Raw genomic sequence first — 24,424 nt, 5'->3', positions numbered from 1 at the left:
CTAACTTTAAGGGGTCATTACCTTTTCATAATGAACAAGAAGGTTGTCTTATTCTCCATTGCTATTTTCTCCTTTTAAATGACTTTGGGTAATCAAAGAATGTTTCTCATCTTTATCCTTCCGTTTTAGAAGGTGATATAGCTTTTTGTCTTGTAAATAGAAATGGCTACTCAAAAAAGTTCTGTCAGTCTATAGCTATCCGTCTCGTATATTTCATCCGCATGAGTGCCACTTTTCTTAAAGCTTTTAGAAAAGTGATAATTGATTTGCATCAGGCATTCCTTCTAAACAACCCAATTGATCCATGTATTCAATCAATGTCTTGGATACTCGACCTCGTTGTTGTAAATCTTCCTTCGATAAAAATTCTCCGTCCTCACGTGCTGCCACAATTTGTTTAGCAACGTTAGTACCAAGTCCAGGAATCGCATCGAATGGTGGAATTAAAGAGTTCCCATCAATGATAAATTCACTTGCTTGCGAACGATATAAGTCTACCTTCTGGAAGCTCATGCCACGCTCACACATTTCAAGTGCTAGTTCCATCACAGTTAATAGGTTTTTTTCTTTTGTTGAAGCATCTAAGCCTTTTATATTGATTTCATCAATTTTTGCACGAATCATTTGCGAGCCCTGTACCATGGCAATTAAATCAAAATCATCTGCACGGACTGTGAAATATGCTGCATAATAAAGAATCGGGAAATGTACTTTAAACCATGCAATACGAACAGCCATTAACACATAAGCTGCTGCATGGGCTTTCGGGAACATATATTTTATCTTTTTACATGAATCGATATACCAACCTGGTACTTTATTTGCTAGCATTTCTGCCTCAAACTCTTCAGATAAACCTTTCCCTTTACGTACGGACTCCATAATTTTAAATGCTAGCGAAGGTTCTAGCCCTTGGTAAATTAAATACACCATAATATCATCACGACAGCCAATTACTTCTTTTAGCACACATGTACCGTTTTGAATTAACTCTTGCGCGTTACCAAGCCATACGTCTGTTCCGTGTGAAAGTCCTGAAATTTGCACAAGCTCTGAGAAAGTTGATGGCTTCGTATCTTCAAGCATTTGACGTACAAAACGAGTACCGAACTCAGGAATACCGAGTGTCCCGGTCTTACAGCCGATTTGTTTTTCTGTTACACCTAAAGATTCTGGAGTACTAAAGATTTTCATAACGACTGGATCATCTGTTGGAATCGTTTTTGGATCTATCCCTGATAGATCCTGCAACATCCGAATTACAGTCGGGTCATCGTGCCCAAGAATATCAAGCTTTAAAATATTATCGTGAATGGAATGGAAATCAAAATGCGTTGTACGCCATTCTGCATCCTGTGCATCTGCAGGGAATTGCACTGGTGAGAAGTCATAAATATCCATATAATCTGGTACTACGATAATCCCCCCAGGGTGTTGTCCTGTTGTACGTTTTACACCTGTACAGCCTTGCACTAAGCGATCTACCTCTGCACCGCGGAAATGTAAGTTGTTATCACTAGCATAGCCCTTTACATAGCCATACGCTGTTTTTTCCGCAACTGTTCCGATTGTTCCAGCACGATATACATAATCCTCACCGAATAGTACCTTCGTATAGTTATGAGCTTGTGGTTGATATTCACCAGAAAAGTATGACGATAGGTAAGCATTTGATATGATCTCCAGCTTTTCCCCCGTCCCACACCGTACATGACCCTTTCGGCGTCATACGGCGTTCCATCGTTAACTTTGTTGAAATTTATAAACTAAGCTTTGGATTTCCTACTTCCGTTCTTAGTTCGTTTAATTTAATTATTGCTTTCTTTTCGAATCGAGCTAACATCTTTACATAATTTTTATTAGCGAGCGGGTCCTTTGTATGAACAAGCATGTGATAACTCCCGTTGATAATAATCAAGTTATCATAGTCGTCAGTTCCACCGTGAGCTGTTGGCTTAATATGATGACAAACAGCTTGATGTGGAGTAAGCCTTTCTCCTGTTATACCGCAACTCCCTTTTTGAGCCACATACTTGCTCAAACGATTATTTTCATACAAGACACTCTTAGCTTTATATATTCCTTTACGAAACATCTCAATTTCACGAACAGACACATGTTTTAAATCTTTATGAATTAAGGACCTGTCTTTCTCATTATAAATCGTAAATTCAGGCTTTCTTTGTCCTCGTATATCATGTCGAATTGCTTCAATAGGATATACCAGCAATCCATTACTTTTAAATCTTTGATAATTGTAACTCCCATAAAATTTATCAATGACATTGTTTGTTTCCTTCGTTTTCACGAATATACTTCTAAACAACAATGATTTGATATTCGGATGAACTTTATGTCTTATTGAATTGAAATCTTGTGATATCCTGGTCGCAATTTTGTAATAGTTATGCAGTCCAAGAATATTAGCATTAAAGTTCATCACTTTTTCTGGAGTAGGACTTTTTCTAAGTTTAACTAACTGATACCTTATAACCCCTTGCACTTTTTCTTTTGCTTTAGGGTCCATTTTAGAATTTACGATATACCCTGTTTTAGCGTTGCCTTTTTGAACAGCTCTAAATCGTATCCCTAAAAAATCTGTACCATTTTTACGAAGATTTGTGATTTTACTCTTTTCTTTACTTACCTCAAGCCTTAGCCGCTCTTTTAGCCATTTTTCAACAGCTATTTTAATCTTTCGAGCGTTTTCAAAAGAGTTTGTAAAGATTTTAAAATCATCTGCATATCTAACAAGGTACATAGGCTTTAGCCTTGTTTTCTTTAGAGCATCTGTTTTATTTCGTTTCAGTTTATAAGGTACTTCCGTTGGCTTTGATTCCCACTGATTCGATACCCACCAATCTAATTCGTTCAATACTATATTAGCAAGAAGCGGGGATAAGATACCGCCTTGTGGAGTTCCCTTTGTCGGAATACCTTCACCTGTAATTTTAGCTCTTAGCATCTTTTTAATAATTGTTAAAACTTTTTGGTCCCTTATACCAATTGTCCATAATTGCCTCATAAGCTTTTTATGACTAACGTTATCAAAAAATCCTTTTATATCTATATTAACCACAAAATGTTGATGACTATGATTAACCAAATGATAACATCTCGCTAATGCATCATGTGTGCTTCTTTTTGGTCTAAATCCGTAGCTTTGAGGATGAAACCTAGCTTCTACAATCGGCTCCAAAACTTGTAGGAACATTTGCTGAATCAATCTATCTTCAATTGTAGGTATTCCAAGTGGTCTCATTTTTCCATTTGGCTTCGGAATAAACAACCTTTTAACCGAGTGTGGTGTATAGTTTTCAAGTCTTTTTCTTATTATCTTTATTAGCTTGTCGGCATTCATTTTGTTTAAATGTTTAATTGTGTGTCCGTTTGTACCTTTCGTTTTACTACCTGTATTACTTTTTAGGTTACGAAAAGCGAGTAAAATATTTTTTTCAGAAATAATCAGCTTATAAATATCTGTAAAGTATCGACCCTTTTCACTTTCTTTAAAGAGGTTATCAAATGTCTCTTGTAATCCAAAATATTCGTTATATCTTAACTTTTGAATCATTAAGTCAGCCAACTAATCACTTCCTTTACGAAGTTTTCGTTCTCTTTAGTCATACACGAATCTGACTTATTGTAGGTTTTTGTTTCAACGTTAACGACTTGTGCCCTTCCCTCTGAAATGTTTTTCCCTCCGACTTATTGGTTATTCAGTCATCAACAGCATTTCTTCGTCGGTACTACGGCACTACTGCCACTCCTTTAAAGTATGTTATAGCGATTTGCCTTTCCATACACCGTCGTCATTGAAGTGCAACCTTCTCTTACGTTAGGAGCTTCACACGTTCCACTATTTCTATCTGTACATAATTCCCGTAGGTTCCCTCTAAATTCCGCTAGGCAAAGATTGTGCCTGTAACACAATATGGATTTTCATAACCTAACGCTTACTCATCCACACCTAGAAGTCCTCACTGGACCCCGCAGCATTTCTACTACGTGATATTTACGAAAAGTCAGTCGAGGGTTCGTCTCGATGATTCTACCGGTTCTAACCATAGGAATTTTATAGACGCCAGACCTATCATTCACAAGAGATTTCTATCCCTCTTTCCACAGCCAAACTGTTTGGGTGAACTTCAGCCTACTTTAACGAGCTTCAAACGTTTTTGGTGTTTGCAATACCGTCCACGCTTGTCGTAGCTTTAGCGAGTGTGTTTCAAGACGTTACTCTCTCATTCCACACTTTGAAATAGCAGTTCTACCAATTAAGGTGGTTAACCTTTTCAGTTAACAACGTGTCGCACTCAAATCGATATCAGGTACCTTATCTCCTTTAAAGCCAAGGAACGTTTCGAATGGGATATCCTGCCCATCTTTTTTATACGGTGTTCCACATTCCGTACAATCTTTATTTGGTAAGTCAAAGCCTGAGCTTACTGAACCATCATTAAAAAACTCGGAATGCTTACAATTTGGACAAATATAATGAGGTGGAAGTGGATTTACTTCAGTAATCTCCATAAAGGTCGCTACTAACGATGATCCAACAGATCCACGAGAACCTACTAAATAGCCATCCGCTAATGATTTTTTCACAAGCTTCGCTGAAATTAAATAAATTACGCCGAAACCATGGCCTAAAATTGACTTTAATTCCTTTTCAATTCGGGCCTTCACGATTTCTGGTAGTTCTTCTCCATATATAAGATGTGCCATTTCATAGGTTAAATTTGTAACCTCATCATCGGAGCCTTCAATTTTTGGTGTGTATAAATCATCTTTAATCGGCTTAACATCACCAATCATATTTGCGACTTTTTGAGAATTGGTGACAACGACTTCCTTCGCAAGATCCGGTCCTAAAAAATCAAATTCTTCAAGCATTTCATTAGTTGTTCTAAAATGAACTTCAGGTAGCTTTGATCTATTTAAGATGTTGGCACCACCTTGAGAGCCAATTAGTATTTGTCTAAACATCCCATCTGTCGGATCTAAGTAATGGACATTACCGGTAGCTACAACCGGTTTATCAATTTTCTTGCCGAGCTTTACAAGCTTGCGAATAATATCTTCAAGTGTCCATTCATCACGGATGACATTGCGCTCAATTAACGGTGCATACACTGCCTTTGGTTGAACTTCAATATAATCATAAAATCTTGCAACTTGCTCTGCTTCCTCTGGGGATTTATTCATCATCGTCTCGAATAATTCGCCATTACTACAACCTGATCCGACTAATAAACCTTCTCTATATTGCTCAAGAACCGCTCGTGTTACACGAGGTACACGATAGAAAGTTTTTGTATGGGAGTGGCTGACTATTTTAAATAAATTTTTTAATCCAGCATTATCTACCGCTAATATTGTGCAATGCATTGGTCGTCCCTTTTTATATGCATCTCCACCACCAACATGCTTATTAAAGTCGTCGTGGTATTTAATATCTAATTCGGCTGCATCTTTTAGCAGCTGTAAAAGTAAATAACCCGTTGCCTCTGTATCATAAATAGCTCGGTGATGCTGGGTTAATTCAATATTGAATTTTTTACAAAGCGTATTTAAACGATGGTTTTTCATCGTTGGATACAGCATTCTCGCAAGCTCCAACGTATCAATAACTGGGTGAACCGTTCCCTCTAGCCCATATTTTTTATAGCCTGTGTATAAAAAGCCCATATCAAACGATGCATTATGGGCTACGACTATGCTATCTCCGATAAATTCATGGAACTCCTTAATGACTTGTTCTACTTCTGGCGCGTTACGTACCATATCATCTGTAATACCTGTCAGCTCAATGGTCGTTGCTGAAAGTGGATGATGAGGATTGGCAAAGCTTTCGTATTTGTCTATAACATTTCCATCTTGAATTTTAACTGCAGCTAGCTCAATAATAGTATCGTAAGCAGTAGATAAACCTGTCGTCTCTACGTCAAACACGACATAAGTAGTATCAGCTAATAATCGGTTCTCAGGTGCATAAGCAATCGGTACACCGTCATCTACTAAATTAGCCTCCAAGCCATAAATAACTTTTATACCATGCTTTTTCCCTGCTGAATAAGCCTCTGGGAAGGATTGCACAACAGCATGGTCAGTAATAGCCACGGCTGGATGACCCCACTTTGCCGCCTGCGCAACGAGTCTTTCAACTGGTGTCACAGCGTCCATTTGACTCATTGGTGTATGCAAATGTAATTCAACTCGTTTTTCTCCCTCTGGCGCCGTATCCTGTCGTGTTTCTTTTTTGATTTCATTGATATCATTTGCCATAACGATTAAATCACGAATGAATGTGTCAGTTTGTACAGAGCCTCGGACTTTTACCCACATGCCTTTTTTCAAATGCTTCATTAGTTCTGCATCATCATTATCACGTGAGAACATTTTTACTACGATAGAATCCGTATAATCGGTGATTTTAATTTGTAATAAAGAGCGACCACTTTTCAGCTCCCTAATTTCCGTATCAAAAACAAAACCTTCTATGATAACACGGCGTTCTTCCTCAACAATGCGTTTAATTTCCATTGTTTCATCATCTTTAATTAGCATACCAAGCTGGAATGGGCGATCACCAAGGTTCGCAATAGCTGGATTTTCTTTCTTCTCCTGCTCACGTTTTTGGTAATCTTGTATCGCTTGTTGAGCTAAGGCTGCTTCCTCTAAACGCCTCTGTTCCATGAAAGCTTCCTGTGCTGCGATCATTTCTTCCGTTTGATCTTGAAGCATAAAATCTATCACAATGTGTGGAAAGCCAAATTGACTATAGCTTTCGGAAAGCTTTTCTGCATACTTTGTTTTCAGCATCATAAATTCCATTTCTTGCATGCAAGATAAAGTGATTTTTTGCCCATTCCACATAGGCATTTGCGATGCTAGACAATGTTTTAAGGGTGGCGCCATCTCATCTATTTGTTCTACTACTGTTAACCAATATTGTTGGACAAGTTCTTCGGTAACATTTTTCTCTACCGTATCAAAAGTTGTGTGGATTTGAGCGATAGCTGAAAATTTTTCAGTCAACCGAGTACGAAATAGTTGGTATAGCGGAAAAGGAAGTACGTCTCGTAATTTAATGGTAAAATTCCATAGCCTGTTCTTTTTGTGTACAGTTAGGCGTGATAATTCACCTTCTTCAAAAAAGGACATATACACATCATCTGTTAACTCTAGTTGTTGCAAGAGCATTTGAAACTTCGTTCTTGCTTCTTGTTGCTGTTCCAATCTATTGACACCTACTTTCAGAAAGAGGCAGTCTTAAAAGCCCCTTGTTTTATTTCCTCACCAACGTTTACGAACCAAAGAAAAAATTCGCTCCCTTTCCGCGGGCGACTGTCAAGCCTCACAAATCCTAAATATCTATGAATTCATGCTTGGCTCGCTGTCCCCGAGAAGTGGCGCGAATCTTTATCTATTTAATGCCATTTCATCCTTTTTGGGACAAGCATTTCTAAAGGAAAATCAATCTTGAATCGGCTTGGCACTTAGGCCTGCATATGCAGGTCAGTAGCCGTTATCGAAATCGATGAATTTAGGCTAGCAAACCTTAGCTCCTTTCCGATTCCATGCTTTAGGCCATCACGAAGTTGGACAATCAGTCGTTGTGGCGTTCTTAGACTGAGTTCCTCTATTTCAGCGGGTGCTTGGACACCCACTAAAAAGGGACTTCAGCTAAAAGGAGTTAATTTTTGCGGAAAAATTCATTTAAGCGATCAATGACCTCTTCTTTTTTCCATTCGAACGTTTCACCTGTTTGACGGAATTTAACCTCAACAATACCTTCTGTTGCTTTTTTACCTACTGTTACGCGGACCGGTAAGCCAATTAAGTCAGCATCTGCGAATTTAACCCCAGCTCGCTCAGCACGATCATCTAATAGCACATCATAACGGTATGATTTTAATAAGCCATATAGCTCATCAGCTAAAGCAACCTGTGTTTCATCCTTAGTATTAACAGGGACAACATGGATATCATATGGCGCTAATTGTGTTGGCCAAACAAAACCATTTTCATCTTGGAAATGCTCTGCAACAGCAGCTAAAATACGTGATACACCAATACCATAGCATCCCATGATAAACGGTTGTGATTTACCTTGTTCGTCTAAGAATGTACCATTCATTTTTGCAGAGTACGTTGTTCCTAATTTGAAAATATGACCAACCTCGATACCTTCTGCAAATTTGATCAATCCTTGTCCATCTGGAGATGGATCACCCTCTTGAATAAAACGAATATCTAAGTATTCATTCACTGCAAAATCACGCTCTGGATTAGCATTAACTAAATGGAAGCCATCTTCATTTGCACCAGCTACACCGTTACGTATAGATTTAATAGCATTGTCAGCCACTACTTTGACGTCTACTGGTAATTTAACAGGACCGATTGAACCAACTCCACAGCCTAATAAATCACGGATTGCCGCTTCACTAGCAAGTTCAACAGAACCAGCATCAAGCGCATTTTTCAGCTTAATATCATTAATTTCGTGATCTCCACGAGCAAGGACAACAACTAATTCACCGTCAACATCAAATACTAATGATTTAATGACATTTGAAGGCTCAACATTTAAGAAAGCTGATACTTCTTCGATTGTTTTTTGGTCCGGTGTTGCCACTTTTTCAAGCTCTTTTAATGCTTCATCTGATGGTTGATAGTCTACAAGAACTTCTGCCATTTCGATGTTTGCAGCATAATTAGACGTGTCAGAGTATGCAATTGTATCTTCCCCAATTTCAGAAAGCACCATAAATTCATGCGTACCTTTCCCACCAATCGAGCCTGCATCTGCAATAACTGCACGATAGTTTAAACCTAGACGAGAGAAAATATTTGAATAAGCACGATACATATCATCATATGTTTCATCCAAACTTTCACGTGATGCATGGAAAGAGTATGCATCTTTCATAATAAACTCTCTGCCTCGTAGTAAACCAAAGCGAGGACGTTTTTCATCACGGAATTTAGTTTGAATTTGATAAAGTGTTAGCGGTAATTTTTTATACGATTTAATTTCATCGCGTACTAAAGTTGTAATCACTTCTTCATGAGTTGGCCCTAATGCAAAATCACGATCATGACGGTCCTTTAAACGCATTAATTCTGGACCGTATTTTTCCCAGCGGCCTGATTCCTGCCAAAGTTCCGCAGATTGTAATGAAGGCATTAAAAGCTCAATAGAATTGATCGCTTCCATCTCTTCACGAATAATATTTTCTATTTTTGTTAACACACGTTTTGCAAGCGGTAAATACGAGTATACCCCACTTGTATTTTGACGAATAAACCCTGCACGTAATAATTGCTTATGTGATTTTACCTCTGCATCAGCAGGTACTTCACGTAGCGTTGGGATAAATGTTTTACTTTGCTTCATTCAGTGTTCCACCTTTTTAATAGATAAGTTTTATACTCTAATTAGCATAAACAAATTTAGCTTTGAACGCAATGTTTCAAAAAAATTGCGCTCAAAGCTATGTTTTTTCAATCCATTTTCACCTTAGCATACTTGCCTTGGCATCTTCTAACTATATTTCACTTGAAAAACTTAACTTAACTTCATTTATTTAGCTCAATTATACCTCTGCATAATTGCGTCTGGAATTGGCTTTGTGCTTTAGCCGTGATGCAGGTCAATTAGCCGTTATCGCATGGATGCAATGATTTTAGGTGACATCCACTGAGAGGCATTAGGCCAACAAATGTTTTTTGCGCAAAAGCATAGTGCTAACGCAGCGCAGCAACATGTTTTTTGCCTAAGCACAGCAGGATCGATGTGACGTGGCGTGCTTAGACTGAGTTCCTCTATGTGAGGATGTTTGGCATGTGCTGAAAATAAGTTAAAAGAAAAATCGTTGTATATCATTCCATGTAACTACGACCATTAAGATCATCAATAATACGATACCGACAAAATGCACAAGACCCTCTTTTTGACGATCTATTGGTTTGCCTCTTACCGCTTCGAAGCCGAAGAACAATAGACGACCACCATCAAGTGCTGGAAGCGGTAGTAAATTCATAATTCCAAGGTTAATACTTAACATCGCAGCCCAATTCATTAAATTCATAAATCCATATTGAGCGACCTGCTCTGTCGCTTTATAAATTCCTACTGGTCCTGATAGAGCATCTATCGTGAACTTACCGGTAATTAACATACCAAGCAATTCAAAAATTCGAACAGTCATATTATAAGTTTCTTGCGCGCCATAAACAACAGCCTTTAATGGATTAAATTCACGTGGGCTCTCATACTTAACCCCTATTTGACCATATTTATCGCCATTTTGTACTATTTCTTTTACCTTCATATTTAGGTTAACTTGCTGACCATTTCGATCAACTGTTACAGTAATATTTTCACCAGGGTGATCTTGTACAATAGCAGCTAAGTCTTGCCATTTTTTAACTACTTGTCCGTCAATGCCAACTACTTTATCACCTGCAAGCATTCCTGCTTGTGCAGCTGGATCATTTTCTACTACTTCTGTAATGATTGGCTCATACGTAGGTACACCATGAATTAATCCAATCAGCATATAAATAATAAACGCTAATATAAAGTTAAATAACGGGCCAGCAAAGATTGTCATAGCTCGTTGACCGACTGTCTTAGCGTTAAATTGACGATCGTATGGTGCAATCAACGTTTCTTTTCCGTTTTCTACAAGCATACAATCTCTTGCAACATTATAACGAACTAATTTTTCCTCTTCATCATAGCCTTCTACAAACAAATCCTTTTCTAAATCGGCATGCTCAACTTCTAAAAATAACAAATCTGGTAATTGCTTATTATTTTGATTAAAGATAATTTTCTTTACAACATTATCTTCATCTACAATAAGCCCTACTCGATAGCCCGGCTGTAATTCGGCGCCATCCATGTCCTCGCCAGCCATACGCACATAACCGCCGATCGGCAATAAACGTATCGTATAGATTGTTTCACCATGTGTTTTTCCATAAATTTTTGGTCCCATACCGATTGCAAATTCCCGAACCATAATTCCTGCTCGTTTCGCGAATAAGAAGTGACCAAATTCATGGAAGAATACAAGTAGGCCAAATATTAAAATAAATGCAATAGCTGTTTGCATAAAACCCCACCTTTAAAAGCGAATAGTTAACGATATTTTCTCTCTTTATTTTACCATGTCTAACACTGTTTTTCTCGTTTCCCTGTCCACATGCAAAATTGTTTGTAAATCTGGCACTAATATGTTGTTATGTGCTTGCATTACACGCTCAATCGTTTCGTCAATTTCAAGGAATGTTATTTTCCCTTGTAAAAATGCCGCAACTGCAGCTTCATTTGCTGCATTCATCGCTGTTAAAATTGTACCGCCTGTGCGCCCAGCCTCATATGCTAGTCGCAATGCTGGATAACGTTCCATATCCATTTCTTTAAAATGTAGCTCACCAATTTGTGCTAAATTAAGTCGTTGTCCGTTATGTAGCGGCATACGATCTGGGTAACTTAATGCATATTGGATAGGTACACGCATGTCCGGCGTACCTAGCTGTGCAATGACACTAGTATCATGATACTCAACTAGAGAGTGAATAATACTTTCTCTATGCAAAAGTACATCAATTTTATCATAAGGCATATTAAATAACACATGTGCTTCAATGACTTCTAGCCCTTTATTCATCATTGTAGCTGAATCTATCGTAATTTTCGCACCCATTGACCAGTTCGGGTGATTTAGAGCATCCGCAACCGTTACATGCTTCAATTCCTCGCGTGTTTTGTCACGGAAGCTACCACCAGAAGCCGTAATAATTAATCGTTCAATATTTTTCGGATTCTCACCATTCATCGATTGGAAAATCGCAGAATGCTCACTATCAACGGGCAAAATTGCTGCGTTATATTTCTTAGCCTCTGCCATCACTAAATGGCCAGCGGTTACAAGTGTTTCTTTATTGGCAATGGCAATTGCTTTGCCCATGCGAATTGCAGCTAATGTCGATTCTAGTCCAACACTTCCAAGAACCGCGTTTACTAGCACTGTCGAATCAGGATGTGTAGCGACCTCTACAAGCCCTTTTGCACCAAACGTAAAGTGTACTTGTGGATATTCTTTAGCGAGCATCATGGCATCTTCTTCTAATTGAACAGATACAAGCTCAGGCTTTAAAGTTTCAATCATTTCACGAGTTTTTTTGATATTTTTTCCTGAAGAAAACGCTACTAAATGAAAGGTATCGCGTTGTTCTTTTAAAATATCATAGGTTTGCCAACCGATTGAACCAGTTGCACCAAGTAAACTAATTTTTTTCACGACGAGTTGTCCCCCTTTTTCTATCTCAGCAAAAATGATATAGCACGATTATTACCACTCTGTTTAGCGGTAAATGCTATGGTTATGGCTCATCACCATAAGTATTGTAGTTCCGACTAGACTCTTTCCAAGAAGAGTCCAACGAGCCGCTATTGTCCCTAGTTACCAAAAAGATGTAAAAAATGGAGTAAAGGCACGACAAATAATAGACTATCAAAGCGATCTAAAATACCGCCATGGCCAGGTAAAATATTGCCGGAATCCTTTACGTCAAAATGACGCTTGATAGCCGATTCCACTAAATCACCCATTTGACCAATAATTGACGCAAAAATTGTGATGAAAATAAGTGAGACATAGCCGTTCGCAAACGGATAAATTGCCTGCATCCCAACAGCAAAGATTACAGCAATGACAATTCCCCCAATAAAACCTTCCACGGTTTTCTTCGGTGAAATTTCAGGCCATAGCTTGTTTTTGCCTAGTTTTCTTCCTACAAAATATGCACCTGAGTCAGTTGTCCAAACTACAAGTAAACAATAAACGACAAACTCTAGACCATAGCTTCGTGTTTCGATTAAGTAATGGAAGCCTAACCCGACATAAAACGCACCTAATAATATAAATGCAACTTCATCGAATGTAATTTTATTTTTTACAAGGACTACATATATGAGTAATAGCATCATTAGACCATACACAACCATTAAATTGGAGGAATAGCCAATTGCATCTACTACCTTATTTGACCAGTCTGTTGGTATAACAAGAAGTATTAATGTTAGTAACCCTAAAAAACCAGGTATTGAAAAAAGGGAAATACCTTTCATTTTTAGTATTTCATAAAAGCCGACAACAGCCATTGCAAGCACAAGTATTGTAAATGGCACTTTTCCATAAATAACGAATGGAATAAATAGTGCTGCTGCAATTATTGCTGTAATAATTCGTTGTTTCAAGTTGTTTCTTCTCCCTTCAACCCACCGTAACGGCGATTACGTTTCTGGTAGTTTTCCACCGCTGCCAGTAAGTTTTCCTCGCTAAAATCTGGCCACAATGTATCTGTAAACCAAAATTCTGTATAGGCGAGCTGCCATAACATAAAGTTGCTTAATCGCACTTCACCACTTGTACGGATTAATAAATCTGGCTCAGGCAAATGAGCCGTCATTAAATGAGATGTCAAGCATTCCTCTGTTATGTCTTGCATCGTTAGTTGACCATCCTGCACCTTCTGAAGCATTGTTTTCATGGCGTTAACCATTTCTGAACGACTTCCATAATTCAGAGCAAAATTTAGAATTAAACCTGTATTATGCTTCGTCTCCTCCATCGCTTCATACAACGCTTTTTGCGTATGTTCAGGTAATAATGATGGATCTCCTATCATCTCAACACGTACATTGCGTTCCATCATTTCAGGTAAAAAGGAACCTAAAAATTCTACAGGTAAACGCATTAGGAAATCGACCTCTGGTTTTGGTCGCTTCCAATTTTCTGTAGAGAATGCGTACACCGTTAAAACTTTAATACCAAGATCTGACGCAAATCTAGTTACCTTTCGTACCGTCTTCATACCTTCATGGTGCCCAGCAACACGTGGCATGGCACGTTTCTTTGCCCAACGTCCATTTCCGTCCATAATAATCGCTACATGGGCAGGAATCGGCTCGTTTTTAGCAAGGGCAACACGTTCCTCCAATGATAGTGAATCTATATTTATTTGTTTACCTAATAGCTTTTTAAACATGCTAACTCCCCCACTACAACTAATCGGACGTATACTAACCTATCATAACAAACAAAAGCGCGTTTTGTCTTTTTTTTCCCTCTAAATTGACTATGTATGAACTACCTTATTTTAGAACTACACACATTTAAGATATCACCATATGTTGAGTTAAATGAACATCAACTTATCAACCTTTGGTGATGAACTTTTTTTGTAGAGGGGCTTTTAAGACTTTTATCACGCCCACTCAATTGAAGGGGTAATTGTTTCCCTTATTTTGTTCATAATAATGTATTTTTAGTTCACGTTAAGAATAGTTCTTCTTAATCTTAAATGAAAGCAAAAGTAGATGAAAGATATTTCCCTTAAAACCATTAAAGATGCTCTGTCACGGTAAGTATTTGTATACCTGCCTGAATGAAGACACTTTAACAGTAAAGAGAAAAGACGTCCTTTATATATATAGGACGCCTTCATCTCATCAAAAAGTTCCATCATAGATATGCAAAACGAGTTGCTTACACTTCTAGAATTTCTTTTTCTTTTTCTTTCGTCACTTGATCTACTTTAACGATGAATTCATCTGTTAATTTTTGAATATCTTCACCGTAGCCACGTAGATCATCTTCTGTGATTTCGCCAGCTTTTTCAAGTTTTTTTAGATCATCATTCGCATCGCGACGAACATTACGTACAGCGATTTTTGCATCCTCTGCTTCTTTTTTCACTTGCTTCACAAGATCTTTACGACGATCTTCTGTTAAAGCAGGAATCATTAAACGAATAACAGATCCATCATTTGTTGGTGTAATACCAATATCTGATTTCATAATTGCTTTTTCGATTTCACCTAAAATTGTTTTGTCGTAAGGTGTAATAACTAATAAGCGTGCTTCTGGTACCGAAACACCCCCAAGCTGATTAATCGGTGTTGGTGCACCATAATAATCAACTGTAATGCGATCTAATAAAGCTGCATTTGCACGACCTGCACGGATTGAAGATAGTTCACGTGAAAAAGCAGCAATTGTTTTGTTCATTTTTTCTTTAGCTTGTTCTAAAACTTGTTTAGCCATTATGCATTCCTCCTAACAACTGTTCCAATTTTTTCGCCTTGTACGGCACGTTTAATATTACCTGGTTCCGTAATTGAGAAGACAATTAACGGAATATCGTTATCCATACATAAAGTAGAAGCTGTAGAATCCATTACTTGTAAGCCTTGTTGGATAACGTCTAAGTAAGTGAGTGTATCATATTTAATGGCAGTTGCATCCACTTTTGGATCTGCAGAATAAACACCATCTACATTATTTTTTGCCATTAAAATCGCATCCGCGTCGATTTCAGCTGCACGTAACGCAGCTGTAGTATCAGTAGAGAAGAATGGGTTACCAGTACCTGCTGCAAAAATAACTACACGTTTTTTCTCAAGATGACGAACTGCTTTACGGCGAATATATGGCTCGGCTACTTGTGTCATTACGATAGAAGATTGCACACGTGTTTCTATTCCTAATTTCTCTAGTGCATCTTGTAACGCTAAAGAGTTCATAACCGTTGCTAACATACCCATATAATCGGCTGCTGCACGATCCATTCCCATTTCGCTACCGATCTTTCCACGCCATATATTACCGCCACCTACAACAACAGCAACTTCTACATCAAGATCTACTACTTCTTTTACCTGTTCTGCAACAGACTTGATAATTTTTGGTGATAAACCGAAGCCCGCTTCCCCAGCTAACGCTTCACCACTTAATTTTATAACTACTCGATTATATTGTGGCACACTCATTGTAAACCTCCGTCAGACTTTATTTAAAACATCTCTATTCCCTTTTCCATTATAGTATAAATAACAATAATTGCTAGTTATGAATAAGGCAGAATAGGAAATTATATGGCTCATCACCATAACGTGTGGTGATTTGCGTTCCACAATATTGGTGGATGAACCAATTATATCTTTTTTTCGCTCATTTCGGAAAAATAGGGAACACGCTATGTTGTGTTCCCCATTTTTTGTCTAGAAAATCTAGATATTATTTGATTAGGATCAAACGCAAGTAAATTAGTTACCTTTAACTTGGCTCATTACTTCTTCAGCAAAGTTATCTTCACGTTTTTCGATACCTTCACCTACAGCGTAACGTACGAAGCCGTTTACTGAACCGCCAGTTGAAGCAACGAAGTCACGTACTTTTTGATCTGAGTTTTTAACGAATGTTTGGTCAAGTAAGCAAACATCTTCGAAGTATTTACCAAGACGACCTTCAACCATTTTAGCTACGATGTTTTCTGGTTTACCTTCGTTAAGAGCTTGTTCAGTTAATACTTTACGCTCACGTTCAACTTCTTCAGCAGAAACTTCATCGCGAGAAACATAAGTAGGGTTAATAGCTGCGATATGCATAGCAACATCTTTAGCAGCTGAAGCATCTGTAGAACCTTCTAAAGTAACTAATACACCGATGCGGCCGCCCATGTGTAAGTAAGAACCGAATGCATCTGCATCAGTTTTTGTTTTTACTTCGAAACGACGAAGCGTGATTTTTTCACCGATAGTTGCAACTGCAGTTGAAATTTGGTCAACAATTTTCACACCTTCAGCATTTGTAAGCTCTAATGCAGCTTCAACTGTTGCAGGTTTAGCAGCAAGTAATTGCTCAGCTAAAGAAGCAACTAATACTTGGAATTTATCGTTTTTAGCAACGAAGTCTGTTTCAGCGTTAACTTCAAGGATGATTGCTTCGTTACCTTGTTCTAAAATGTAAGTAGTACCTTCTGCAGCGATACGGTCAGCTTTTTTAGCAGCTGAAGAAAGACCTTTTTCACGTAGGAAATCGATTGCAGCATCAATATCGCCATCAGTTTGTACTAACGCTTTTTTACAATCCATCATTCCAGCGCCAGTTTTTTCACGTAATTCTTTTACTAATTGTGCAGTAATGTTTGCCATTTAGTGTTTCCTCCTCAAATTGGTTGTACAAATTTTAGTGATAAGTTCTAAAAAAGGTGATAAGGGTCCTGAGCCACTTATCACCTTTTTGTAAACGTGAATTACTCAGCAGCAGCTTCTACAGCTGGAGCTTCTTCTTCACCTTGTTTTGACTCGATTAAAGCGTCAGCCATTTTAGCAGTTAAAAGTTTAACAGCGCGAATAGCATCATCATTAGCAGGGATTACGTAGTCGATTTCATCTGGATCACAGTTTGTATCAACAATACCTACTAGAGGGATGTTTAATTTACGAGCTTCTGCAACAGCAATGCGTTCTTTACGTGGGTCAACCACGAACATTACGTCTGGAAGATCGTGCATATCACGGATACCGCCTAAGAATTTGATTAGACGTTCGTGTTCTTTTTTAAGTTGGATTACTTCTTTTTTAGGTAGAACTTCGAAAGTTCCTTCTTCTTCCATTTTTTCGATTGCTTTCATACGTGCAACACGTTTTTGAATAGTACCGAAGTTTGTAAGAGTACCACCTAACCAACGTTGGTTGATGTAGTAGTTGCCTGAACGTTCAGCTTCATCTTTGATCGCTTCTTGTGCTTGTTTTTTCGTACCAACGAAAAGAACTTTACCACCGTCTTGACCAACTTGACGCATGAAGTCATAAGCTTCCTCTAATTTTTTAACAGTTTTTTGTAAGTCGATGATGTAGATCCCGTTACGCTCAACGAAGATATATTTCTTCATTTTTGGGTTCCAACGACGAGTTTGGTGACCGAAATGTACACCAGCTTCAAGTAATTGTTTCATAGAAATTACTGACATGTGAATTTCCTCCTAGTATGTTTGGTTTTTATCCTCCGCATTTATCACTTGCAACAAGCTACCCTATACTTAGAGCACCACTTACTACATCAAAATGCGTGTGTATTAATAACACCATTTGCAACTATATCATAGCTTTATCCCATTCGCAACTGTTTTAGTGCTGAAATTTCAATAAAAGCTCAATCTCTGTTTTCCCTTTTTGCAGCTGCTTGGCAATTTCTTCTGCTGTTTTACCTTGTTTCGCTAATTCAACAGCTTGTTGTTCTATTGTTAATGGCTTCGCTTCTTCCTTTTTAGTTGCATTAGTTGGCTGCTGGGACGAATGCACCACTTTAGCTTCTGTTTTAGCTTCAGTTTGCTGCTGACGCGAATAAGCATTGGCTACAATATTTTTGGGCACATAGAAGCGCGGTTCATTATCTAATCTAGTAGAACCGTCTACTGGGCTTTCTTCCTTAGTTAAAGAAGGCGATTGCTCCTTTTGTCTCTCAATCTGTTCTTCATGTTTCACAGCATTCGTTTGAGTTTCAGACTTCGAAACTCGTTGTAGTTCTTGAATTAGGCGATCATTTTCATCTTTCATCTCAGTTAAATAAACACTAATGGTATCATCCATTTCACGCATTAAGCGCTCCTGTTTTTTTTCTAAGTCCTTAAATTTTGCTAGCTTCGTATTTAATATAATAAGGAAATAAAATGAAAGTAGCTGTAAAATAAAAAGAATCGCAATTAGTATGATTGTCATAGTAAGCTCCTATCCACTAAAATCCACAAAATTTCCTTTAAACGGATGCTGCGCTTGCGTTTCTCGCTTCTCGTTATCCTTATTTTTCTTTTTTCGAGTACCTTTTATATACTCGCCACCTGCTTCTTCATCTTCACTAATTTCATCCATACCCTCTGAAGTATTCACAACTTTTTGCTTGCGTTCTATTTCTTTTTTTAACGCGTCATTAGCATGTGCTTGCTGAGCCAAAGTTTGTTGTTGGGCCTGATCCGCCATTTTCCCTGCTTCAAATGTTTTTGGAATAGCTATTTGTAATTCGACACCCTTTAAACTCATGTGACTCCCTCCTTCAACGATATGTATATAAGGATTATTATGCATTAATCATTTCATTAGATAATAATTTTCGTAGCTTTAATAGCGCCTTTGAGTGGATTTGTGAAATGCGCGATGTAGATAACCCAAGCATTTCTCCAATTTCTGTTAATGTTAATTCTTCAGTATAAAATAAACTAAGCACCAGCTGCTCTTTATCATTGAGCTTTTGGATATTTTCTGCTAAATCCCCAAGCAGTTCAGACTTAACGACAGCTTGCTCAGGTGTCGTTGTTGTATCATCACGAATAACAAATGACTTTCCATCTGTCTCATCTTGATCTTGCTGCTCATTAATGGAAAGAACATTTGAAAAGAAATGCTCCTGTACAGTTTGGTAAACTTCCTCAACAGGTAAAGTCATATGTTCCGCAAGTTCCTCAGGTGTTACATGACGCATATATTTTTGTTCTAACTGTTCAATCTGTGCATCTAATTTTTTGGCCTTCTCACGTGCAGAACGCGGCAACCAATCTTCCTTACGTAAACCATCAATAATTGCTCCTCTTACTCTAAAAGAAGCATATGTATCAAATTTTAAGTCTCTATTAATATCAAATTTATTTAATGCATCAAAAAGACCTACCATACCTAAGCTCGTTAAATCGTCTCGTGATACACTCTTTGGTAAGCTCGATCCAATGCGTTGTACATGATAAGATACTAGAGAAATATATTTTTTTATAAGTAAATCACCAGCATCTGGATCACGTTCATTTATCCAGCGGTTCCACAGCTTTTGTTCATCGTTCAGAATTGGTTGTGTCATGTAATCCACCTCTCTAAGAAAAACGCATTTACGCGCCTGTTTGCCACTGTCTTATATTACCTTGTTGTTTTCTGTTTTTAGTTATTTACAGAGGGTAACAAAGCGTTACTAGCTATCCAGCCTCTAACATAAAAACCAATGTAATTCTTTCCTATATTATAACAAGAATCGACTTTAATTTCATTTGTTTCTCAGACTCTATCATAGATTTTTTACATTTTTGTGTCAGGCATTTTTTCATTTGGATATAGTCAAAACTTACTATGCACAAAAGAATTAAAATAACTATAAAAAGAGCCGCTACTCGCGACTCCTATTTTTTAAGCATTATTTAATTGCGGATCATCCTCACGATTCATCATTGTGCGGACAGCTTGCGCAATTTCTTCTGAGTTTTCATCTTGAAACTCAACGGTAGAGCTGGCCGTCGGTGTTTCTTGATTGTCTTCGTCACGATTGCCGGATTCGTTTTCTTCATGCTCACCTTCAACGACGTCTTCAGCATCCTCTGGTGTGAATAAAATATAGGCAATTAAAAATCTTACAATATACATGATAAAAAATACAATTATTCCCGCCACAAATGACCCTATGATAATACGTAGTGGCGTATAAGGTTTTAGAAAAGTACTAAAAAAATATATAGAAAAGGCAATTAATGCTCCCCATAGGTTATAAAAAATAGAACCAAACATTATATTTCGCTCACTCCTTGGTTAACCGTTCGAATATGTAATGTCGAAGTCGCAGGATTAAATTCAATTGTTCTACCACTATTTCCGCCCGTGTCTTCGGCAACTAAACGAATTCCATGACGCTTTAGCTCATGCTTAACAGCTTCAACATTACGCGGGCCGATGCGCATGGAATCTTTATCTGACGTAAATTGAAACATCTGCGCACCACCCGCAATTTTTGCCTTTAGCTTGAATTTTTGAACGCCTTCTAACTTTAATAAGTCAATCATTGCCGCAATGCCTGTGTCAGCGAATTTGGCCACATTTATTGACTCTTGTCTACCTAAACTCGAATCTGGCAACATCACATGAATCAAACCAGCTATTTTTTTTGATTCATCGTATAAAATAACACCTACACAAGATCCAAGACCTGATGTTCTAATCGTATTTGGTAACTTTACTACATCCATTTGTGCAATTCCAACTTTTATAACTTGCCCATTACTACTGTTTTGTATCATTTATGAAACTCCTAATGCTTTAAAAATAGCATCAAATGAGTCTGGATCTGGTAATAAAAAGAAATGCCCTCTAACTGTTTCCTGATCCTCTACACCGTCTTCAAAAATGGATGTGTTTATGACGATAACATTATCGCTAACGTGTGATAATTCAATCAAACCAATACTAATAATGGCACCAAACATGTCAACACTTAGTCCCGGCACAGTTGGATAAATTTTTAAATTTGTAAAGTCAGATAACGCCGATAAATAAGAGCCAGATAAAATATTACCCATCTCCTGCATAGCTGATAAACCTAACTCTGAAACAGGTCGTTTTTTAAAGTCGAATGATTCATCAAAAATGAGACGACGAATAAAACGATTTGCTTGTTCAATTGGCAGAATAAAGAACATACTACCTTCAGCATCACCTTCAATGCGTAGATAAATGCCAACTACGACATTTTCAGATCCGCCAGCAAGCTCCATCATGTCATTAAATGACACCATTTCAACCTTTGGTACCCGCATATCAATTTTTTTACCAAGTAAATTGGAAAGTGCTGTCGCAGCATGCGCAGCACCTATATTACCAATTTCCTTTAATACATCTAAATGTAGCGATGTAATCTTTTGATTATATGTCATTATCGATCCCTACTTTAGTGGATTTAGTACTTTTTCTAAATGCAATAAAATTAATAATCGTTTATCTATTTTAGCCACACCTGAAATAAACTCTTCTTCCAATGAACCTACTACTTCGGGCTGTGGTTCAATAGCGTCAGCAGGGATGTCTAACACATCATTTGCGGAGTCAACGACGAAACCTACTTCCATATCTTCTAATGAAATAATGATAATACGTGTTGTTTCTTCGTGCTCAGAAATAGGTAATTCAAACCGTTCACGTAAATCTACAATTGGTGTTACGACACCGCGTAGGTTAATAACACCTTTTACATATTTTGCCGTTTTCGGTACGCGCGTAATATGCATTAGTTTTTCAATCCCTTGTACATGTGACACTGGAATCGCATATTCTTTATCAGCTAGTTGAAAAACAATTACTTTAATACTTTCTTGTTCCACTGCATTTGTCATTGTTTACACCTCTCTTATTCATTCACCTTATTTAATAAGTGCGTTACAATCCACAATTAGGGCTACTTTACCGTTACCTAAAATCGTTGCACCTGAAATTGCAAAAATATTCGTTAAGTAGTTTCCTAATGATTTCAGAACAATTTCTTGTTGGCCAATGAACGAATCTACAACTAAACCAGCAAGCTTCTCACCTTTTCGAACGATGACCACTGAATGGAATTCGTCACCCTGTGGTTCTTTGCGAGGTACCTCAAAAATTTCTTCTAAAAATACGAGTGGTACTACTTTGCCACGGAAGTCGATTACTTTTTGATTATGCGCATTCATAATTTCAGATGAACGGATAATGGAAGTTTCGATAATTGATGAAAGTGGAATTGCATAAATCTCTTTCTCTATTTCTACTAGCATGACAGAAATAATCGATAATGTCAGTGGTAATTGAATCGAGAATACTGATCCTACATCTTGTGTAGATTCAATTGAAATATTTCCACCCAATGATTCTATTGTTGTTTTCACAACGTCTAATCCAACGCCTCGACCTGATACGTCAGAAATAACATCCGCCGTTGAGAAACCAGAAGCCAAAATAAGCTCATTGATTTGCTTATCTGACATTGAATATGATTGTTCTTGTGTAACAATACCTTTAGAAATAGCTTTCGCAAGTACTTTTTCACGGTTAATACCTGCTCCATCATCTTCAATTTCAATAAAGACATAGTTACCACTATGATAAGCACGCAGGACGACTGTTCCTTCTTCTGGTTTACCTTTTGCAAGACGAGCAGTCGGATTTTCAATACCGTGGTCAACAGAATTACGAATTAAATGAACAAGAGGATCCCCAATTTCATCGATTACGGTACGATCTAGCTCTGTTTCAGCACCAATAATTTCGAGGTTAATTTTCTTGTTTAGATCACGTGATAACTGACGAATCATTTTCGGGAAACGATTGAATACTGTTTCTACCGGAACCATACGCATCGTTAAAATAATCGTTTGTAAGTCACCCATAACGCGGCTCATACGTTCCACTGTTTCATTTAACTCTCCATGGTTAACTTCAGTTGCAATAGACTGTAGTCGTCCACGATCGATAACAAGCTCTTCAAATAAGTTCATTAATATATCAAGTCGCTCGATATTTACACGAATTGTTTTATTACCAACAGGCGCATGATTTTTTTCAGCCTTAGCAGGCGCCGCTGCTTTTGCAGTATTTGGTTTAGGTGCAGTAGCAGGTTGAGCCTCAACTTCTACCGTTGCTGTTGCCACTACTTCTTGAATTGCTTGTTCTTTTTCGCTATGTTGCTGTTGTTCGATCGTTGCGACAATCACTTCTTCGATTTCAGAAACTTTCATAATCTTTTTCCGCATATCTTCAGCAGATTCTTTTGTTACGAAGGCTACGTAAAATTGTTGGTCGAATTGTTCGTCTTCAAGCTTATCTACAGATGGATTTGATTTAATAACATCCCCATCTTTTTCTAATATTTCAAACACCATAAATACACGTGCTGCTTTCAAAAGACAGTCCTCACGTAATTTCACTGAAATTTCGAATGCATTGAAACCTTGTTCAGTAGATTGTGCAATAACTGTTTGTTCAAAGCCGTCATACTCTAACACACTTGCTACAGCAGTAGTAGTTGGTGTCTCAATAGTTGCGACAATCACTTCTTCAACTTCTGAAACGCTCATAATCTTTTTCTGCATAGCTTCAGCAGATTCTTTCGTTACGAAAGCTACGTAAAATTGTTGGTCGAACTGTCCGTCTTCAAGCTTTTCTACTGATGGATTTGATTTAATAACATCTCCATCTTTTTCTAAAATCTCAAACACCATAAATACTCGTGCTGCTTTTAAAAGACAGTCCTCACGTAATCGCACTGAAATTTCAAATGCATTGAAACCTTGTTCAGTAGATTGTGCAATAACTGTTTGTTCAAAGCCGTCATACTCTAACACACTTGCTACTGCTGTAGCTGGTGTCTCAGCAGTGACTACTTCAGGAATCGCTTCCTCACCTAATTCAATACGCTTTAATTGAGCAACAGTTGAAGATACATCACGTTTTCCATCTCCGCCATTTGCAATGTCCATCACCATCTCTTCTAAATGGTCTACAGACTCAAAGACAACATCCAAAATTTCAGGAGAAACATGGATTTTCTCATTTCGGATCGCATCTAACACATTTTCCATTTTATGGGTTAAATCTGCTAAATCTTCAAAGCCCATTGTCGCAGACATACCTTTCAATGTATGCGCAGAGCGGAAAATTTCCCCAACAATCGCCAAATCGTCTGGATTTTTTTCTAGTTCTAATAAATGTTCACTACACGCTTGTAAATGGTCTTTACTTTCTTCAATAAACATCTCTAAATATTGATTGACTTCCATAAGA

The 24,424-nt window shown here is 37.7% G+C and carries 18 protein-coding genes and 2 pseudogenes; all 20 read right to left on the bottom strand.

The features are described 5' to 3' along the window. Positions 1-246 precede the first annotated feature (246 nt). Positions 247-1,650, bottom strand: a pseudogene (locus MY533_RS04665) (PolC-type DNA polymerase III); the annotation flags it as partial. A 109-nt stretch (positions 1,651-1,759) separates the two neighbouring features. Then, positions 1,760-3,586 (bottom strand): group II intron reverse transcriptase/maturase, encoded by a 1,827-nt coding sequence (gene ltrA / locus MY533_RS04660; RefSeq protein WP_248718178.1) that lies wholly within the window; start codon positions 3,584-3,586, stop codon positions 1,760-1,762. Between the two features lie 728 nt (positions 3,587-4,314). After that, positions 4,315-7,242 (bottom strand): annotated as a pseudogene (locus tag MY533_RS04655) (PolC-type DNA polymerase III); the annotation flags it as partial. Positions 7,243-7,699: 457 nt separating this feature from the next. Continuing rightward, positions 7,700-9,406, bottom strand: a complete 1,707-nt coding sequence (locus tag MY533_RS04650) for a proline--tRNA ligase (RefSeq protein ID WP_248718177.1) — start codon at positions 9,404-9,406, stop codon at positions 7,700-7,702. A 463-nt stretch (positions 9,407-9,869) separates the two neighbouring features. After that, entirely contained in the window at positions 9,870-11,132 is a 1,263-nt protein-coding gene (gene rseP, locus MY533_RS04645; RefSeq protein WP_248718176.1) for an RIP metalloprotease RseP, read from the bottom strand. A 45-nt stretch (positions 11,133-11,177) separates the two neighbouring features. Then, positions 11,178-12,323, bottom strand: a complete 1,146-nt coding sequence (dxr, locus tag MY533_RS04640) for a 1-deoxy-D-xylulose-5-phosphate reductoisomerase (protein WP_248718175.1) — start codon at positions 12,321-12,323, stop codon at positions 11,178-11,180. Positions 12,324-12,481: 158 nt separating this feature from the next. After that, positions 12,482-13,282 carry a phosphatidate cytidylyltransferase gene (locus MY533_RS04635; protein WP_248718174.1) on the bottom strand — a complete coding sequence of 267 codons (801 nt, stop codon included), beginning with the start codon at positions 13,280-13,282 and terminating at the stop codon, positions 12,482-12,484. Beyond that, a complete protein-coding gene (locus tag MY533_RS04630; protein ID WP_248718173.1) occupies positions 13,279-14,073 on the bottom strand; it encodes an undecaprenyl pyrophosphate synthase in 795 nt (264 codons plus the stop codon). The genes MY533_RS04635 and MY533_RS04630 overlap by 4 nt, the downstream gene beginning before the upstream one ends. Before the next feature lie 500 nt (positions 14,074-14,573). Next, positions 14,574-15,131 (bottom strand): ribosome recycling factor, encoded by a 558-nt coding sequence (gene frr / locus MY533_RS04625; RefSeq protein WP_248718172.1) that lies wholly within the window; start codon positions 15,129-15,131, stop codon positions 14,574-14,576. Continuing rightward, positions 15,131-15,856, bottom strand: coding sequence for a UMP kinase (gene pyrH / locus MY533_RS04620; protein ID WP_132357413.1), 726 nt, complete (start codon positions 15,854-15,856; stop codon positions 15,131-15,133). Before pyrH ends, frr begins: the two co-directional genes overlap by 1 nt. Positions 15,857-16,132: 276 nt before the next feature. Continuing rightward, positions 16,133-17,020, bottom strand: a complete 888-nt coding sequence (tsf, locus tag MY533_RS04615; RefSeq protein ID WP_132357414.1) for a translation elongation factor Ts — start codon at positions 17,018-17,020, stop codon at positions 16,133-16,135. A gap of 101 nt (positions 17,021-17,121) precedes the next feature. Next, the gene (gene rpsB, locus MY533_RS04610) at positions 17,122-17,841 is read right to left on the bottom strand and encodes a 30S ribosomal protein S2 (protein ID WP_132357415.1); all 720 of its coding nucleotides are present in this window, start codon (positions 17,839-17,841) and stop codon (positions 17,122-17,124) included. A gap of 157 nt (positions 17,842-17,998) precedes the next feature. Continuing rightward, entirely contained in the window at positions 17,999-18,589 is a 591-nt protein-coding gene (locus tag MY533_RS04605) for a hypothetical protein (RefSeq protein ID WP_248718171.1), read from the bottom strand. Positions 18,590-18,598: 9 nt separating this feature from the next. Further along, on the bottom strand, positions 18,599-18,907 hold the full coding sequence (locus MY533_RS04600; protein WP_132357417.1) for an RNA polymerase subunit sigma: 309 nt from the start codon (positions 18,905-18,907) through the stop codon (positions 18,599-18,601). Positions 18,908-18,944: 37 nt separating this feature from the next. Continuing rightward, a complete protein-coding gene (locus MY533_RS04595) occupies positions 18,945-19,715 on the bottom strand; it encodes a FliA/WhiG family RNA polymerase sigma factor (RefSeq protein WP_132357418.1) in 771 nt (256 codons plus the stop codon). 320 nt (positions 19,716-20,035) lie between these two features. Then, positions 20,036-20,410 carry a hypothetical protein gene (locus MY533_RS04590; protein WP_248718170.1) on the bottom strand — a complete coding sequence of 125 codons (375 nt, stop codon included), beginning with the start codon at positions 20,408-20,410 and terminating at the stop codon, positions 20,036-20,038. Next, a complete protein-coding gene (locus MY533_RS04585) occupies positions 20,410-20,916 on the bottom strand; it encodes a chemotaxis protein CheD (protein ID WP_248718169.1) in 507 nt (168 codons plus the stop codon). The genes MY533_RS04590 and MY533_RS04585 overlap by 1 nt, the downstream gene beginning before the upstream one ends. Then, positions 20,917-21,549, bottom strand: coding sequence for a chemotaxis protein CheC (locus MY533_RS04580; protein WP_132357421.1), 633 nt, complete (start codon positions 21,547-21,549; stop codon positions 20,917-20,919). It lies immediately after the preceding gene. Between the two features lie 9 nt (positions 21,550-21,558). After that, on the bottom strand, positions 21,559-22,005 hold the full coding sequence (locus MY533_RS04575) for a chemotaxis protein CheW (protein WP_248718168.1): 447 nt from the start codon (positions 22,003-22,005) through the stop codon (positions 21,559-21,561). Positions 22,006-22,032: 27 nt separating this feature from the next. Further along, positions 22,033-24,420, bottom strand: coding sequence for a chemotaxis protein CheW (locus MY533_RS04570; RefSeq protein WP_248718167.1), 2,388 nt, complete (start codon positions 24,418-24,420; stop codon positions 22,033-22,035). Positions 24,421-24,424 lie beyond the last annotated feature (4 nt).

The organism is Lysinibacillus sp. Ag94 (assembly GCF_023242215.1).
GTDB lineage: Bacteria > Bacillota > Bacilli > Bacillales_A > Planococcaceae > Lysinibacillus.
This window is presented reverse-complemented; position numbering and strand designations above follow the sequence as displayed.